Origin of the sequence: Halomonas sp. SpR8, from assembly GCF_031010195.1 — a bacterium.
Classification (GTDB): domain Bacteria; phylum Pseudomonadota; class Gammaproteobacteria; order Pseudomonadales; family Halomonadaceae; genus Vreelandella.
Genome location: NZ_JAUAMC010000006.1, coordinates 221,034 through 236,749 on the forward strand (window position 1 = coordinate 221,034; position 15,716 = coordinate 236,749).

The following is a 15,716-nucleotide window of genomic DNA, read 5'->3' on the forward strand; positions in this document are numbered from 1 at the left end:
CCATGGTAACGGCCGACTACTGGCTGGCTCGCTGCCATGTCATGGCCCATTCTCCCAGCACCCGACGCTGGGAAGAGGACGTCGATGAAGCGGTCACCGTGGCTGCGGTACTGGCAAACAGCGAAGCCGAAGTGCGGACCCTGCTTCAACAACAGTGCCACGCAGATGGCCTGGGACTACTTCGTGTAGATGCCATCGAAACCCTGCTTCAGCGCTGCCGACGCGAAGGCCTGGTTCAAGGGCTGGTGGAACTGGCCCACACCACCTCGCCGCAACACCCGGTGGCTTATGGCGAGATGCTGCCCCTGCTACCTGAGAAAGCAGCAGAACCAGAACCGACCGTCATCCTCCCGCCGGTGAACTACCAAGAGACCACCTGGCAAGCGCTGTTTGCTCCCCATCAGCCACCGTTATGGGCCGTGATCGACGGTGTTAACTGCCGGGAGGCCATGGTGCGCCTTAGCCAAGCCGAGGCACACAGCGCCTGCCTCTATGCCTCAACGGATAGCGCCACTCAGGCCAATGCCCCCTGGCTGGTACGCCTGGAAGCCGACAGCGACCTACGCGAATGGCTGGAAAACCTGCCCCAGAATCAGCACTGGGGAATACTGCTGGAATCAAACGCCACCCTCAAGCAACTGCGCACCCACCTGCGCAAGTTCACTATGCTGTGGACACCCGCCAACGACCAGGCCCCGGTGTACTTCCGCTTCTACGACCCCCGGGTGGCGCTGGACATGAGCCAAGCCCTGAAGCCGTGGAAGCTAGCCGCCTTGATGGCCCCGCTAGAGGCTCTGATCGTGCCCGCTTCGCCGTTGATGACGTTGCCGTCGGCACTTGAGTTCACCCCCGCGATGGCACTGGACACTGATACCCGCGAGGTACAAGGGCGCCTAGTGCGTATCAGCCTTAGCGACGGTGCCCGCGCCGTCAACGACCAGGGGCGGCAGTTTGCGATAGGGCAGGCGGAGTACCAGCACTTTGGAGAGCTTGCACAGTCAAGGGCGAGCCAAGCTCTCGCACGGTCACTCAACGAGCGCTATCCCCAGGTATCCGAAGGTGAGCGGATGCGTGCGGTTATCGATGCCAAACAGCTAGGGCAGCGGTATGGGGTGCAATCCAAAAAACAGATAAAAACGCTGGCCATTTGTGTGCTGGAGGTTGGCGCCGACTTTCCCCAGCGTCACCACGACGCTCAGCGGATACTCGGCAACGCTAAACTAGCTGGCTGGCGGAAGTGCCAGCTACTGGAAGAGTGGCTACCCCGAGGGCGACTACGTCATGCGCTATTAACCCCCTATCAACAAGAGGGTGAGCATGAAGACAACTATCGGCCCATCGCTGACGAGGAACGTCCATGAGCTATCAACCAAGCATCGAAGACATTGCGTATTTAGCGGAACACCAACCGGAGCGCTTCTCCAGCCCCGCGACCACGCTAAGATCGATCCAGAACGCTATGCAGGCAGACGACGTTCAGCGTGAAACACTAGAGGCGATGACGGCCCAAAACCACTACAACGACTTCTTGGCAAATGATGGGCAAGCACTCACTGAAAGCCCGATTCCCCGGGAACCCGTAGAGGAAGAAAGCCGCCAGGACCCTGAATTTGGCGCCATGTGCATTGAGTGCGCCTCACTAACACCCTGTATCGAACAGGTGGAGGTCGTCTGTCACGCCGGTGAAAATACCCGCGTAGTGCTGCAAGGAGAAAATGAGCTCTCTGCTACGGACTGTAAAATATATTTTGTTGCGGATCAGTTTGCGACGGGCGTGGGAACCTTCGAAGATTTTCTAGCCGGTACGCAGCTCAAGGATGAAGGCCAAGTAACGATCACGCTGGCCAGCAACTGCCCCCATGAGCAGCACACGCTCTATTGGACCGACGAGCTTAACGGTACCGCGCTCGCCTCAGGAGCGACCTCCACCGTTGATTTTACGGTGATGACCCAGCCCGTGCCACCCATCACCCTACCCAGCGTGCTGATGGGGGTGGTCTCAACGAATGAAGAGCTTGCCTTTAAAGCCGCCGTCATGTTGCTGAATGTACTCATGAACCGTACCGCCATGGTAAATGAAGAGCGCTTTCGCATCAGCTACGACGGCACGAACGACTTCCATTTCACGACAGTGACGCTACCGCAGCTAAAGTTCGATGGATTGGTGACCATCGCGCCGCCCACGATCGATACCCGCCCGGTCGAAAAAAGGGAAGGCCGTATGATCGCCGCAGAACAGAGCATGGGATCGCGGGTAAGGCAGGTAACTGCACGGCAAGGCTGGGGCATCCACGCTGACCTCACCGTCGTATGTGGCGCTAAAAACACCACAATATCCGTGGGTAAAAGTCCCAGCGAGACCGAGACCCTCGATACCGGCCCCTCGCTTGGCCAAGCAGAGAACCAGCGGCAACAGCAAAACACGGTTGAGCGATTTATTGGCACTCTGACCGAGGCCTCGCAGCGTATCGCCAAAAACTTGAGCGGCACCGAAAATGACGGTGGCAAGCCATTCAGCTTCTACACCCGCGGCCCTGAGCTCATGCTGGGTGCGACCACTGAGCAGGTGGAAGAGAGCGGTGGCCCCGGCACGAGCTGGGAGATTACGCCGGGGCTTTCGCTAGCGTATGAGTGCGGGGTGCAGCTCGATATCTACGAAGCATTGAAAATAGCCGCCAGGGGAACCGGCGGTGGCGCCGTGCTCGTCCAGTTTCTGGAAAGTGTCGAAGATGGTTTTAATGTGTATTTTGCCGAAGGTCAGTTGATGCCCGCTTTATTCATGGAGGTCGGGTTGGGGGTTGGCCCGGAGGGTACGGAAGATACGCTCGGCAACCACATGCTCCGTGCCACCTACAACGTACAAGCCAACGCCTTCGAGCAACCGGAAGGGCAAGTGAGCATTACCCTAAGTGCGCTGGTCAGCGGCGGCATGATGGGGTACTTCGACAGCCTGTTTACCGAGCGAACCGTCTTCAAGTACGGCGTTCAGGTAGCGACCAGTGGCAGTATCGCGATTGCCATTGAGAACGGCCAGTGGGGCTACCAGCTTTCCCATGCCGGTGCGATGCTCAGTGTTCAGGGGTATAAAAAAGCGGATACAAGTGATCGCAAAAGCCAGTCAAGTGATGGTGGTTTTCCAACCCAAACCCACCGCAGCAGTTCTCAGATTGTCGAAACAGACGACGGTACCCACTGGCAGGAAGACGGTGGGGTCCATAGCTACCGCTTGGCAGACAGTTGGACGGGTGCGTTTCACCCATTTAATAACGCAGGTTAAAGGCATCGCATGAAATTACTTATCACTTTTGTATTATCGATATTACTCACTATGGGAGCACAGGCAATGGCGCAGGAAACTGAATATCAGTTTGGCGTTCGTTGGAGCGTTAATGGTTTAGCCACCGGTACGCACATCCAAGATATTCTACTCGATTTCAAAGGCGAGCCTAGTGCGCAGAATACGATGCTGCCTGTAAGCCAGTATGTGCGTAATGGGCGCAACGAAATTCAATTTTACGCTTGGCCAGTGCCTTTTGCAGAGAGGCATGAGATACGACTGTCTATGGAGTATTGGGAGCCAGATCAAAACCCGAATACGGAGGCTAAGACTGCTTTTGAAATCATGATTAAACCGGGGGAAGAGGACGCAGAGCCTGAAGTTGTATCAAGAGACCCTAACGCCCCCCTGCAACCAGTAGAGAGTGATATTCGCTGGGTGGATCATGTTGGCCACTTCAGGTTGCATGTGCCGTTCCAAAACCGGCAATCCATGCCCACTTGGTGCTGGGAAGAGGGCGATGTTCTACAAGACAACGACGCTACCCGCGATAGCCTGACACGTGAATACCGTCGGCTACATGCGTTGTTTGCCGCAGGCAATAACGATGCTTTGTTAGCGGCTGCGTCGACAAGAACACAAGAACTCGCCCTGGCTTCGGGTACTCCGGAAGCCTACGTACGGGATCGGTTCAGTTACAGTATGTACTTTGACAATCCTGATATTTACCAGTTAGACGATTTCCCCGAAGAGCCCATGACGCTAAACCTGGGAGCAAATAATCGCGTGGCATGGCTGACCACAAAAGGAGTAAGTGAACCCATTCGTTTCAAAAACCTCGCACAGGAAGGTCGTGCCAGCTACGTAAGTCTCTACTTCATCCGCCGCGATGGCCAGTGGGAAATCTGTCGATGAAACCCATCGCGCGCAAAGGCGACCTACACCGCTGCCCCATCCACGGTCACGGCACTACGGAAATTGTCACCGGTTCTCCCTCTCAGGTAGAGGGCCAGCCCGTGGCTCGGGTGGGTGACAAGACCGGTTGCGGGGCCACCATCATCGAAGGGTCTAGCCACTCCAACCACGATGGTAAGCCCACGGCCTACCTAGGCTGTAAAACGGATCATGGTGGCGAGATTATTACCGCTTCAACTAGTGCCAAGGTGGAGCCTTGAAGGATCGTGTCAGTTTGTGGAGTTACCAAAGGCATATAACAGCATGAAGAAATGGATAGCTTACTGTTGGCTTGTTGCGCTGACGCTTCTTAGTGCATCAACAATGGCACAGGAAGCCGAGTATCAGTTTGGCGTTCGCTGGAGCGTGAATGGCTTGGCATCATCAGTTGACATACAGGACATTATGCTCGACTTTCAAGGAGTGCCGAGTGAGCAAAACAGAATGTTGCCCATTACTCAGTATGTTCGTAATGGACGCAATGCTCTGCAGTTTTACGCTTGGCCCGTTCCGTCTGCTGAACCATTTGAAGAGCAGCATGAACTCCGCCTCTCCATCGAGTATTGGGAGCCTGGCGAGAATCCTAATATCGATGCTAAAACTGCATTTGAAGTAGTGATGATGCCCGGTGTAGAAGACGCCAAGCCTGAAGTTGTGTCAATCAACTCGGCTGCCCCCGTTCAGCCGCGAGAAAGTGGTATTAGCTGGGATCAAGATTATTTCAAATTAACTGTGCCTTTCAATAACCGCCAACCGATGCCTACCTGGTGCTGGGAAGAGGGTGATGTGCTGCGCGATAACGAGGCCACTCGCAATAGCTTAGCTCGCGAGTACCGTCGCCTCCATGCACTGTTTGCGGCGGGCGATAACGAAGCCTTATTGAACGCTGCCGCCACAAGAACCGAAGAGCTGGCGTTGGCCTCGGGAACACCGGAAGAGTATGTGCGGGATCGGTTCAGCTACGACATGTACTTTGATAACCCGGATGTTTATCAGTTAGATGACTTACCCGATCAACCAATGACACTGAACCTAGCTGCAGGTAATCGTGTAGCCTGGTTAACTGAGGAAGGCGTCAATCAGCCACTGCGTTTTAAGAATATTACACAAGAAGGTCGTTCGGCATTCATTAGCATCTACTTCATCCGCCGCGATGGCCAGTGGGAAATCTGCCGATGAAACCCATCGCCCGCAAAGGCGACCTGCACCGCTGCCCGATTCCCGGCCACGGCACCACGGAAATTGTCTCCGGTTCGCCCTCTAAAGTAGAGGGCCAGCCCGTGGCGCGGGTGGGTGATAAAACCGGCTGCGGCGCCACCATTATCGAAGGCTCCAGCCACTCCAACCATGATGGCAAGCCTACGGCCTACCTAGGCTGCAAAACCGACCACGGTGGCGAGATTATTACGGCGTCGAGCAGTGCCAAGGTGGAGTCTTAGTTTCAAGGAGAGAGATTGAAAAGAGCTGTTGGGCCGACGTCTCTCCCTTATTGGTCAGTTGCTACTGGGGGTATCTCTCAAGAGCTGGTGAGAAATTACTTCCCGCCATATCTGAAGATGGGAATACATGAAATGGTAAAGTAGGCGCTTAAATGCTCGTAGATTAGGATGAGTGTTCCACAGAGAATATGTGATGACAGGCTTTTTGCAGAATTGGGGCGCAATTTTGGCCGTATCCGTGATGCTCTTATTAACAGGCTGGGCTGGGGCTCATGCAGAACCGCTAAGAGCAACAGGTACCGTTGAGATCACTGCAGATGGTACCAAGACGATCTACGAGACGGTGTCCGTGAACGTAGGTGATGATGCCTATTATAGGTCATCTACGTACATTAGCTCTAGTTTATATCTTGCCGATGAGCCAGACAAACTGGAATACGCCATAGCCATCACTGGCTATGAAAATCCGCAAGCAGCCGAGAATTTGGATGCGCTAATACCCGTTGTAGCAGATCGATTGATAACGGTCTTTGCTTTTATTGATGCTGAGGGGCAACAGACTCGGGGTGCTGAAATTACATGGGAATCTGATCCAGAAGGTAGTTTTTACTGGGGGTCCGATGGTATGAGCGAGGACGTGAAACTCGAACTGGAAAGTTATGACATTGACTCCGAGACAGGAACCTTTACGGCTAGATTCAGCGGAATAATTTGTCGTGTAACCCTTCCCACTATCGAGCTGGATAGCGAGAATTGTAAGCACGTGAGCCTTCAGGTTGCTTCAGAGCTGTCCGAACTCTACTAATACTTAAACGGCTTTTTGTTAGTACTGCATGCGTTTATCCCCTCTCGCACTCGCAAAACATCACTTTTCAAATCATGGAGTTTTCAAACGTCGGCGCTGTCTCTATCAGTGATCTTCATAAGGAGCATAACGATGCAGAAAGCCAGAATTTTGCAGCAGGGCAGTATTCACTGCTTTCCCGTGGGTCTTCGCGATGAGCAGGGCAAGCTCGCCAACGCGGAAGTGTCGGCGGTGATGTACGACGGAGAGCGGTTGCTATTGGCCAGCGATAAGCCGATTCCTGGGGAGCATCGCTCTGCAGTTTTTGCCCTGCCAATGACGGCAGAGGGGCCTGATGATTCGCAGCTTGAGTACTTTACAACGCCGCTGATTAAGCGCGCGGTAAAGTATGAAGACTTTGCGTTAACCGCTGATGGCAAGCACGTGTTAGCCACCACTGGCTTTGATCGTATCGATAATGTGACCCACGACCTGAATGCCTATAACCACCTGCTCATCTGGCCGCTTGGCGAGCCAGACAAAGCGCAGGCAGTGGACCCTGACCCCCGTGATGGTGTTGAAGGGTCGCTGGAGTTACGCAATAAGCTTAATAACGCCATTGGCCTTCCCTATTACAAGATTGAAGGGCTTGCGGCGGTACCGGGCGAGCTGGGCGATGGGCTGCTGCTTTTTGGCGTGCGTGAACAGGGGCAGCGCCACGATGATTTCTCCTATGTGAGCCGTGTGGTGGGCGCCCACTACGTGGTGAACAGTTCCGGCAACCTCGAGTTTATTGATGAACTGCGCGAATTTTACTCGTTTGAACCGACTGAGCAGGAAGGGGTAACCATCGAGTGCGGTCTATCGAGTCTTGAGTATGACCCCTATCATCATCGGCTCTATCTGATGACCAGCTTTGAAACTGAGGTCGACAACGTCGCCCGCATTGGCGGTTATTTATGGTTAATGGAGCTGGATAACCTCACCACCGGCGAGCCGCCTGAACTGATTCGCGCACTAGATGGAACGCCGTTTGAGTTTGAACACAAAGCAGAGGGTTTGGCCGTTTTGGATCACGAGCGCGTCTTTGTGGTGTACGACAACGACCGTGAAATGGGTATCGGGAGTATTGACGAGCGCGATGAGCGCCATGCCAGTGAGGCGCTTTATACGCTGCTACATATGGAATAGTGCTGGCGCGAAAGCTGGCTAGCATTAAGTAAAAAGGCACCCTAGTTAGGTTGTGTCAAAATTGCCAATATTGATTACTTGCAGACTCAGCCCCGCTGGAGGGGGGCTCGTTGTGCGCCCGGTATGGCGTGCAACGCCTTGACCAGCGTTTTTTTATGAGGGTGACTTGGGGGGGAGGTCCCTTGCTATTTCCTCTGGAGGCAAGCGGTAGCGGAGCATATGCATAACCTCAAAGCGACCGCTGCCTGGATTGGGCTGCCGCCATCACGATGACTATAATATCGCTACAAGGTATGGCGCTGTTTTCCGCGATAGAGGCGAACTATATCGGCCATTACGGCCAGCGCGATCTCCGCCGGTGTTTTGCTCCCCAGATTGAGCCCAATGGGCATGGCGATTCTGGCCACTTGGCTTTTCGTCAGCCCACCAGAACGTAGCAGCCGTGTGGCACGCTGTTGCGAGGTTTGCTGAGAGCCCATAACCCCAATGTAAAACGCCTCCGTACGGACGGCTTCGATCATGGCTAAATCGTCAATACGCGGGTCATGGGTCAAGGCGACAACCGCCGTATTGGCATGGCAACCGCCCGAAGCGATAAACACGGAGGGCAGTACTGCCTGAACTTCCACATCGGTGACGGCAAAATTCTCGCGAGCGGCGTCTCGGGGATCGCAGACAATCACTTCAAACCCCAGCGATTGGGCAAACAGCGCGCAGGGCGAAGAGATAGCGGAGATTCCCGCGATAATCAGCCGTAGTGCGGGGCCGATACGGATATTGACGCTATTCGTATCGAAAGTGACGGCGGGCTCGGAGTTATTCGCAGGGTTAAACCGCTTGCCGCTGCCATCCAATTTAATGCAACGGGTTAGCGGTTGGCGGCCCAGCAGGGTGGCATGCATCACTTCAAGATGGGTGAGATTTTCAGTAGTTGGCGCTAGCCGCTCAACCAGCACCTCAAGGCTGCCTCCGCAGGGTAGGTAGGTGTTCGCTGGGCCATTGTCGCCACCGTAGCTTACCTGTTGCACCGGCTGGGCAAATTCACCGCTATGTAGCCGTGCAATAAAATCTTCCTCAACACAGCCGCCCGAAAGCGAACCTAGGTACTCCCCAGTGTCACACGCTACCAGCATGGCGCCCGGCTCCCGGGGCGATGAACCAAAGGTTTTTAGCACCGTACACAGCCAAACGGTCAGCCCCTGATTGGCCCATTGCAGCGCGCGCTCAATCACCTGTAGATCTAGGTGGTGCATTAACTGACCGCCTCCATGGGGAGCCTAAGAGCCGCATGTAGTGCTTCGCGAACGGCGGCAGGCGTAAAAGGGGGATGGGTAAAGCGTACCCCTGTGGCGTCGAAGAGGGCGTTAGCCATCGCGGGGGCGCCAGGCAGGGAGGCGGACTCTCCCACGCCGAGTGGCGGCAGTTCAGGACGATCGAGCAGCATCACATCGATGGGGGGCAGCTCGGAGAAACGCAGAATGGGGTATCCGCCCCACTCTCTGCTGGTGGGTAGGCCATTCTCAAAGGTTACCCGCTCTTTTAGGGTGCGGCTGAGCATTTGGATGACATTGCCATGCACTTGGTGGCGAACGCCAGCAGGGTTCACCATGAGTCCCGCATCTTGTCCTACGTATAGGCGCTCGACCACAATGCGCCCACTCTTCACGTTGACTCTCAATTCAATCACCCAGGCGGCGAGTGCGGCGCCGAAGCCCGGGAATTTACTATGTACGTATTGGGCGTAAGCGAAGCCGCGGCCATAGCGCCAATCGCCATCGCTTCTCGGGCTGGCATTGGCAATGCCAGGCTCCCAGTTCGCGCGTTTGACTAGCGCTTCGACAAGCTCACTGGCGCGGTCGTCAGCTAGGTAACGCAACCGGTAGGCGACAGGATCTTCGCCCGCCCAATAGGCGAGCTCATCGATATAGCTTTCGTGGGCGAAGGTGTTGGGCAGCGCCGAGACGCCGCGTAACCAGGAGGCGCGCACCAGGGTCGGCACGTCGTCACAGATTATCTGCCGGTGAGGGTAGCGGTAGGGCGGCACCGACGTTCGGTCGCCCATCTCAAAGGGGATATCGATAGGCGGCGCTGCCCCAGTCAGCAGTAGTGCCAGCGTGGGCGCACTGTTCGAAGGGTAGCGTGTGCTAAAACGATAGCCTGCCGGGCTACCATCTGCGTTCAAGCCGCCCTGAATGGCCATATACTGGGCTGCCCCTTTAGGTTCCCAGCTGTGCTCCTGCTCACGGGTCAACTGTACCCGGACAGGTCGGCCCACTGCCCGTGAGAGCAGCGCGGCATCGGCACCAACGTCGTCAGCGCAGTTGCGGCCATAGCAGCCCGAGGTCTCCATGCGGGTAATCGTAATGACACTCTCATCCAGGCCGGTAAGGCGGGCGAGATCGGCTCGCAGGCTATGCGGGTTCTGGCTACCCGACCAAACATGCAGGGCACCCTCTTGGGCATCGGCGACGGAGCACGAGGGGCCAATGGAGCCATGCAATTGGAATGGCCACACATAGTGTCGGTTGATGGGTTGGTCGGCGGCGGCCAGGGCGCTGTCGAGGTCACCCTCTTCGAGCAGTACGCGCTGCTTGCTGGGCAGGTCGAGCAGCGCTTTCTCGATATCGTCCAGTTGAGGCAGGCCTTTGATTGGCCGCCACTCTACCTTTAGCTGTTTGGCTGCGGCGGCGGCTTGCTCTTCACGTTCGGCCACCACACCAACAAAGTCACCGATCACCACGACGCTGACCACGCCTGGCAAATGCGCCACGGAGCTTTCATCCACAGCCACTAAGCTGGTGCCGATAAAGTCGCCACTGTCGTAACCTGCATAAGGCGGCCGAATGACGCGTCCATGCAGCATGCCGGGCAGGCGCAGGTCGTGCACAAAGGTCAATGTTGCTGTGACTTTATCGGGAATATCCACACGCGAGGTAGAGTGCCCCACCAGGGTGTAATCACTGGTTGGCTTAAGCGGCGCGTGATCGACAAGCTTTAGCGCATGGCGGGCGCCCTGCAGTAACGCCCCATAGCTGACGGACAGACGGTGCTTATCGTTGGAATGAATAGTGTCGTTGAGATAAATAGCGCCGTCTTGGCAACTAAGTAGAGCGCGCTCAGTGTCAAAGTGGCTGGCAGCAAGTGCTAACAGATACTCCCGCGCTTGAGCTGCGGCCCGGCGCAGTGGCTCAGCGGTGATCTGGATCGTCGCACTGGCGATGGTGGGGCCTTGGTTGGGTGCTTCACAGGAGTTGCCCAGTACCATGGTGACGCTATCGAAACCAACGTTGAGCTCTTCCGCAACGATTTGTGCCAGCGCGGTGCGGATACCGGTGCCCAGGTCTACGTGGCCGTTGAAAGCCACGACATGGCTGTCACTCAATACGGCAATGAATATCTCGGGCTCAAGCGGAGTGAAGTTTGAGTGTGTACCTGGCTGTCCTGGGGCGGGCTTGGGAGGCGTTACCGGGTCTCGGTAGACTACCAGAAGGTCGGGGTCATTAAGCAGCGACTCTCTTGTATAGTCCAGCTTACCCGCCATGTCTGCCTCCCGCGCTATGCTTAAATGAATGTGTGGGTTGATATTTGAGGTGATGATATGGCGGTAACTAAGGTAAAATTATAGCGTGTACACCATAAAAGCATGATGAATTGTGCCAGCGCAAGCAGTATTTCGTGCGTTGATGTAACGCCATGCTGACCAGTGCCATAATCGTTTTACAACGCCGCCATTACTCAAAGGAGAGGGAATGACAACGGATCGTGCGCTTCACCACTCGTCTTCCGGCGAGCACCCTACACCCAGTGAGCAGGGCTATGATTTTTCCGAACAGGTAGGGCATCTGCTGCGTAAAGCCTACCAGCGGCATACCGCTATCTTTCAGCGCTATAGCAGCGATAAACAACTTACGGCCATTCAGTTTGTCACGCTGTGCACGGTGATGGAGCGTGGCCCCAGCTCGCTGACCGATATTGTCAACGCCACGGCGATCGACCCAGCCACGATCCGCGGCGTCATTAAACGCCTTAAAGCGCGTGAGTGGATCTCGCTCACCACAGACCCTAATGATCAACGTAAAGTTATGGTCGTGATTACCGAGCCCGGTGCCGAATTAGTCGAGAGCATGGTGCCCAGGGCCAAGCAGATCAGCGATCAGACCATGAAAAATCTAAACCCCGCAGAGCGGATTGCGTTGATGCATCTGCTGGAGAAAATGAACGCGGATGGGTGACACCATCATGGCACGCCTCTCACCCGCACTCCCGGCACTTCTAACGCTTCATTAAGTAACCCAGCGTCTCATCCAGCCCAATCACATCGCCATACTTGCTGTCGATATCAAACAGATTGGCTTCATGGGGCGCTGGGTGGCGGTCGCCGACACAGTCGCGTACCACCATGACCCGAAAACCGTGCTGCAGGCCATCCACCGCGGTGGCGCGAATGCAGCCGCTGGTGGAGCAGCCGGTAATGATCAGCGTGTCGACGCCCATGGCGACCAGCGTGGAAGCCAGCGAGGTGCCAAAGAAGGCGCTGGCATACTGCTTGGTCATCACCAGTTCGTCTTCACGAGGTGTCACCTCAGGGCAGAATTCTGCGTAGGGATTTCCCGCCACCATGGCCCGCATCACCGGTGCCTTTTTAACCCAAATGCCGCCATCGATCTGATCCGGGGCGTGATACAGAATATTGGTATGGATAACGGGCGTGCCCGTCCGCCGCGCGGTATTTAACAGCGGCGGCATATTGGCCACGGCGTCTACTACGCCCGGGGCAAATAGCGGCGAGCCCAGGGTGGTGTAGCCCTGCATAAAATCGACCACTAAGAGCACCGGTTTTTTGCCAAAACCAATGCGGCCATCCCAGACGCCTTTGTAGTTGTTATCTAAGCTGTCATCTAAAGAGCTGCCACCAACATCGCTGCCGCTGGTTGCCTGACTGGGGTTTGTCATAGCGCTATCTCCTAGTAAGCCCCTGATAAGAGAGCGCCCGCACCCGGCACAATAGGCTCTAAATCGAGTGCCTTGAGCATGGCGTAAGTCGTCGCAATCGCGGCAGTGACTACCGGCTTTCCGGTTAGGGCCTCTACCTTGGAAACGGCAGGCAGCGACGGCATTTGCACACAGGCTGACAGCACAATCGCATCCACATTGCTTAAATCCAGGCTGGCGACAATCTCCGGCAGATTAGCCGGGTCGTGGCGGGCGACATCCAGATTATTGGGGATCTCAAGCGCCCGGTAGTCGAGCACTTCAATACCTTCCTGACGGATATAGTCGACCACCATCTCGGTGAGCGGCTTCATATAGGGTGCCACTACCACGACGCGCTTGGCTTTCATCACACCCAGGGCATCCACAAGGGCGCCTGCGCTAGTGACCACGGGTGTATCGCAGCCGTTCTCTTTAGTGCGGCTGCGCAGCCGCTGCTGGGATTCGCGGTGGTAGCCAGGGCCCATGGCCATAATGGCCACCAGGCAGGCGTAGCCCATTACATCCACCGCCGCATCAGACAGCTCCAGAGCGCAGCGGTCAGACTCTGCGTCCATGGCAGCCAGCTCGTCCTTGCTGACGGTTTTCATACGCATACGGCTGGAGTGGAAGGTAAAACGCTCTGGTCGTATCAACTGCCGCGCCGCCAGCATCGCCGGGATTTCGGTCTCCATGGTGATATTGGAGCTGGGGACGATCTGGCCGATACGGTATGTCCTGGTCATGGAACTGTGGGTGATAGCGTTGTGGGTCATGATCATTGGCCTTTGTTAGAGTTGTGTACCCAGGAAGTCTTCGAACGCAGCGAAAAAGCCATCGAAGTCATCCCAGGGAATCATATGGCCCGCCTGTGCCGCGGTGGTGATGCGAATCGTCGGCAGCAGGTCGATAATTTCAGTGCGATCTTCGTCTTGGATAACCCCGCCCTTACCCGCACACATCAGCAGCGTGGGCACCTTGATGCCAGGAAAATCCTGGTGGATATCGACGCTATGAAACTCTTCAAACGCCTGAACAATGGCGGGTTCATAGCAGGTGTGCAGCCATTCGGCGCGCAGCCGCAGCTGGTCATCGCTCCAGGTGGGGCAGTAGTGGCGCATGGTCTCGATATCGGCAGCACGTGTGCAGTCGCGAATCGAGTCCACATACCAGGGCAGCTTACTGGGGTACTCCCGACGACCTGGCCCTGAAACGGGCGGGTCGATCAGTACCAGCTTGTCGACGCCTTTGGCGCCACGGCTCATGGCGCGCAGGGCAAAACGTGCGCCCATGGAGTGGCCCGCCAGGATGACGTTGTTGAGCCCCAGTTCCTCGATAAAGGCGATCACGTCGTCGGCGCAGGTGTCGGTGTCGTAGGCGAGATCAGGGCCGGTAGAGGATAAGCCACGGCCACGAACGTCGAGTACATAAGTATCAAAGTGCTGCCCCAGGCGCTCAGCTACAAAGCCCCAGGTAATCGCCGGACTGGTAATGCCCGGTATCAGTACCAACGGCTGGCGCGATGTCTCGGTGCTGTCGCCGAAGCGCAGGTAGTGCTGACGAATACCATTGGCGTGCAGGTTGGCACCATAAAGATAAGTGCTGCTCATACCGGGCTCCTTTCGTTGATCGGCTGTTTTAGCGGAACCTCAAAGGGGTCGTAGGCAAACACCCAGGCCGGGTCTTCGTCTTGACGAAGCCACGTGTTGTCGTGGGAAACCTGCTGTACCCGGGAGGCGCGCTCAAATCGGTTGGTGCGGTAAAGCTCAAAGGCCTGCTGGTACTTCTCTGCGCCCACTTCTTCCAGGCAGCGCACCAGCATGGCGGCATCTTCAATGGCCATGGCCGCACCCTGGGCCATATGCGGCTTCATCGGGTGACAGGCGTCACCGAGCAGCACCAGGCGGTTTTCATGCCATAGCGGCAGCGGGTTGCGCTCCAGTAACGGCCATTTGGTAACACTTTCGGTGCAGTCGATTAGCGCTTGCACGGTGGGGTGGTAACCCTCGAATGCCTTGCGCATCTCTTCCCGGGAGCTATCAACAAAAGAGGTGCCGTGATTCCAGTCGGGTTCAGGCACGCCCGTGACATAGTAGTACTCTTTCTCGTCGCCGGTGACGAAGTAGACCATCATATGGCGATCTTCTGACCACCACTTTACGCAGGCTTCAAAATCCAGGTCGTATGCTTTGAGCTTTTCCGCCGAGATAATCGCTCGGTGGGCGACCCACCCGCTGTAAATAGGCGCTTCAGGGCCGAGCAGCTTCTCGCGCAGGCGCGAGTTAACGCCGTCAGCGCCGATCACCAAATCGGCCTCTTCGATTGAGCCATCGGCGAAGGTCATGACCACTTTGTCGCCGCTGTCATCCACATCGACCAGGCGTTTATCGAAATAGAGATTGTCCTGATCAAGCGTGCTGACCATTAGTTCGTGTAGGTCGCCACGATGCACGGTGATATAGGCCGCGCCGTAGTTGTCTCGAGCAAACTCACCCAGCGGGATGCGTGATTGATACTCCCCCGTCATGCCATTACGGCTAAACCAGTAGTCGGGGTGCGACCCCATGGCGTTGAGCTGCTCTTCAATACCAATGCGGCGCATGACTTTCATCACATTGGGGCCCAGGTGAATGCCTGCTCCCAGGCGGGCAAATGCCGGGGCTTGTTCGTACACCTTGGTGGGGTAACCCGCTTGCTGCAGCAGCGCGCCTGCAGCAGCACCGCCAAGACCTGCACCAATGACGGCAATGGTGGGTTTATTATTCATAGGGTTATTTCCTCGCTGTTTATTCACTGCGTACTGGTTTCTGCGTACATCACTTAAGGGGAGGGTTTTCGCTTGACTGTCTGCGTTATAAGGCCCTTTTCAGTAATAGTTGCGAATGCTATAAAACAACGTATACACCATTTAATTCTTGGTCAAGAATTAAGGCGTAAAATATTTTTTGCGAGTAAAATAGGTTGATTTGTCTTTAAATTATTGAATTTTATTAATTATTTGGTGGTTTTTATGGTTTTTTGAAAAACTTGAAAGACACCTCAATTGAGTGCTATACGTTTAATAGTCTATTTTTTATGGCGTATGCACTTGAATGAGCGG

15 protein-coding genes are annotated in these 15,716 nt (G+C 55.7%); 9 read left to right on the forward strand and 6 right to left on the reverse strand.

Annotation, left to right across the window (positions count from 1 at the left end; genetic code table 11):
- Positions 1–2: 2 nt before the first annotated feature.
- The 8 genes from QT230_RS13720 (at position 3) to QT230_RS13755 (ending at position 7,645) form a co-directional block, all read left to right on the forward strand.
- Positions 3–1,361, forward strand: a complete 1,359-nt coding sequence (locus QT230_RS13720; protein WP_308322460.1) for a DUF4123 domain-containing protein — start codon at positions 3–5, stop codon at positions 1,359–1,361.
- Positions 1,358–3,277 carry a hypothetical protein gene (locus QT230_RS13725; protein ID WP_308322462.1) on the forward strand — a complete coding sequence of 640 codons (1,920 nt, stop codon included), beginning with the start codon at positions 1,358–1,360 and terminating at the stop codon, positions 3,275–3,277. The genes QT230_RS13720 and QT230_RS13725 overlap by 4 nt, the downstream gene beginning before the upstream one ends.
- Before the next feature lie 66 nt (positions 3,278–3,343).
- The gene (locus QT230_RS13730) at positions 3,344–4,192 is read left to right on the forward strand and encodes a hypothetical protein (RefSeq protein WP_308322463.1); all 849 of its coding nucleotides are present in this window, start codon (positions 3,344–3,346) and stop codon (positions 4,190–4,192) included.
- Positions 4,189–4,452: a PAAR domain-containing protein gene (locus tag QT230_RS13735; protein WP_308322465.1), complete on the forward strand. Its 264-nt coding sequence runs from the start codon at positions 4,189–4,191 to the stop codon at positions 4,450–4,452. The genes QT230_RS13730 and QT230_RS13735 overlap by 4 nt, the downstream gene beginning before the upstream one ends.
- 103 nt (positions 4,453–4,555) lie before the next feature.
- The gene (locus tag QT230_RS13740) at positions 4,556–5,410 is read left to right on the forward strand and encodes a hypothetical protein (protein WP_308322466.1); all 855 of its coding nucleotides are present in this window, start codon (positions 4,556–4,558) and stop codon (positions 5,408–5,410) included.
- Positions 5,407–5,670 (forward strand): PAAR domain-containing protein, encoded by a 264-nt coding sequence (locus tag QT230_RS13745; RefSeq protein ID WP_308322467.1) that lies wholly within the window; start codon positions 5,407–5,409, stop codon positions 5,668–5,670. Before QT230_RS13740 ends, QT230_RS13745 begins: the two co-directional genes overlap by 4 nt.
- A 193-nt stretch (positions 5,671–5,863) precedes the next feature.
- A complete protein-coding gene (locus QT230_RS13750; RefSeq protein WP_308322468.1) occupies positions 5,864–6,475 on the forward strand; it encodes a hypothetical protein in 612 nt (203 codons plus the stop codon).
- 132 nt (positions 6,476–6,607) lie between these two features.
- Complete coding sequence (locus QT230_RS13755; RefSeq protein ID WP_308322469.1) at positions 6,608–7,645, forward strand: hypothetical protein; 1,038 nt, start codon at positions 6,608–6,610, stop codon at positions 7,643–7,645.
- 284 nt (positions 7,646–7,929) lie between these two features.
- Here the strand turns inward: QT230_RS13755 and QT230_RS13760 are convergent, their stop codons facing one another.
- Both QT230_RS13760 and QT230_RS13765 read right to left on the reverse strand, forming a co-directional pair.
- Complete coding sequence (locus tag QT230_RS13760; RefSeq protein WP_308322470.1) at positions 7,930–8,898, reverse strand: XdhC family protein; 969 nt, start codon at positions 8,896–8,898, stop codon at positions 7,930–7,932.
- A complete protein-coding gene (locus tag QT230_RS13765; protein ID WP_308322472.1) occupies positions 8,898–11,186 on the reverse strand; it encodes a molybdopterin cofactor-binding domain-containing protein in 2,289 nt (762 codons plus the stop codon). The genes QT230_RS13760 and QT230_RS13765 overlap by 1 nt, the downstream gene beginning before the upstream one ends.
- Before the next feature lie 208 nt (positions 11,187–11,394).
- Here QT230_RS13765 and QT230_RS13770 point away from each other — a divergent pair, with 208 nt between their 5' ends.
- Positions 11,395–11,877 (forward strand): MarR family transcriptional regulator, encoded by a 483-nt coding sequence (locus QT230_RS13770; RefSeq protein WP_308322473.1) that lies wholly within the window; start codon positions 11,395–11,397, stop codon positions 11,875–11,877.
- 40 nt (positions 11,878–11,917) lie between these two features.
- Here the strand turns inward: QT230_RS13770 and QT230_RS13775 are convergent, their stop codons facing one another.
- From QT230_RS13775 to QT230_RS13790, 4 genes are read right to left on the reverse strand one after another with little or no spacing between them, the layout of a single operon-like run.
- Positions 11,918–12,598, reverse strand: coding sequence for an N-carbamoylsarcosine amidohydrolase (locus tag QT230_RS13775; RefSeq protein WP_308322474.1), 681 nt, complete (start codon positions 12,596–12,598; stop codon positions 11,918–11,920).
- Positions 12,599–12,609: 11 nt separating this feature from the next.
- Complete coding sequence (locus QT230_RS13780) at positions 12,610–13,392, reverse strand: Asp/Glu racemase (protein ID WP_308322475.1); 783 nt, start codon at positions 13,390–13,392, stop codon at positions 12,610–12,612.
- 15 nt (positions 13,393–13,407) lie between these two features.
- Positions 13,408–14,226: an alpha/beta hydrolase gene (locus QT230_RS13785; RefSeq protein WP_308322476.1), complete on the reverse strand. Its 819-nt coding sequence runs from the start codon at positions 14,224–14,226 to the stop codon at positions 13,408–13,410.
- A complete protein-coding gene (locus tag QT230_RS13790) occupies positions 14,223–15,383 on the reverse strand; it encodes an FAD-dependent monooxygenase (protein ID WP_308322477.1) in 1,161 nt (386 codons plus the stop codon). Before QT230_RS13790 ends, QT230_RS13785 begins: the two co-directional genes overlap by 4 nt.
- Positions 15,384–15,716: the final 333 nt, after the last annotated feature.

Excerpts from the sequence above, each read along its gene's own strand:
- QT230_RS13785 (WP_308322476.1), bottom strand. The coding sequence starts at position 14,226 with ATGAGCAGCACTTATCTTTATGGTGCCAACCTGCACGCCAATGGTATT.
- QT230_RS13760 (WP_308322470.1), bottom strand. The coding sequence starts at position 8,898 with ATGCACCACCTAGATCTACAGGTGATTGAGCGCGCGCTGCAATGGGCC.
- QT230_RS13735 (WP_308322465.1), top strand. The coding sequence starts at position 4,189 with ATGAAACCCATCGCGCGCAAAGGCGACCTACACCGCTGCCCCATCCAC.
- QT230_RS13765 (WP_308322472.1), bottom strand. The coding sequence starts at position 11,186 with ATGGCGGGTAAGCTGGACTATACAAGAGAGTCGCTGCTTAATGACCCC.
- QT230_RS13780 (WP_308322475.1), bottom strand. The coding sequence starts at position 13,392 with ATGACCCACAACGCTATCACCCACAGTTCCATGACCAGGACATACCGT.
- QT230_RS13725 (WP_308322462.1), top strand. The coding sequence starts at position 1,358 with ATGAGCTATCAACCAAGCATCGAAGACATTGCGTATTTAGCGGAACAC.
- QT230_RS13730 (WP_308322463.1), top strand. The coding sequence starts at position 3,344 with ATGGCGCAGGAAACTGAATATCAGTTTGGCGTTCGTTGGAGCGTTAAT.
- QT230_RS13770 (WP_308322473.1), top strand. The coding sequence starts at position 11,395 with ATGACAACGGATCGTGCGCTTCACCACTCGTCTTCCGGCGAGCACCCT.
- QT230_RS13790 (WP_308322477.1), bottom strand. The coding sequence starts at position 15,383 with ATGAATAATAAACCCACCATTGCCGTCATTGGTGCAGGTCTTGGCGGT.
- QT230_RS13745 (WP_308322467.1), top strand. The coding sequence starts at position 5,407 with ATGAAACCCATCGCCCGCAAAGGCGACCTGCACCGCTGCCCGATTCCC.
- QT230_RS13755 (WP_308322469.1), top strand. The coding sequence starts at position 6,608 with ATGCAGAAAGCCAGAATTTTGCAGCAGGGCAGTATTCACTGCTTTCCC.
- QT230_RS13750 (WP_308322468.1), top strand. The coding sequence starts at position 5,864 with ATGACAGGCTTTTTGCAGAATTGGGGCGCAATTTTGGCCGTATCCGTG.
- QT230_RS13720 (WP_308322460.1), top strand. The coding sequence starts at position 3 with ATGGTAACGGCCGACTACTGGCTGGCTCGCTGCCATGTCATGGCCCAT.
- QT230_RS13740 (WP_308322466.1), top strand. The coding sequence starts at position 4,556 with ATGGCACAGGAAGCCGAGTATCAGTTTGGCGTTCGCTGGAGCGTGAAT.
- QT230_RS13775 (WP_308322474.1), bottom strand. The coding sequence starts at position 12,598 with ATGACAAACCCCAGTCAGGCAACCAGCGGCAGCGATGTTGGTGGCAGC.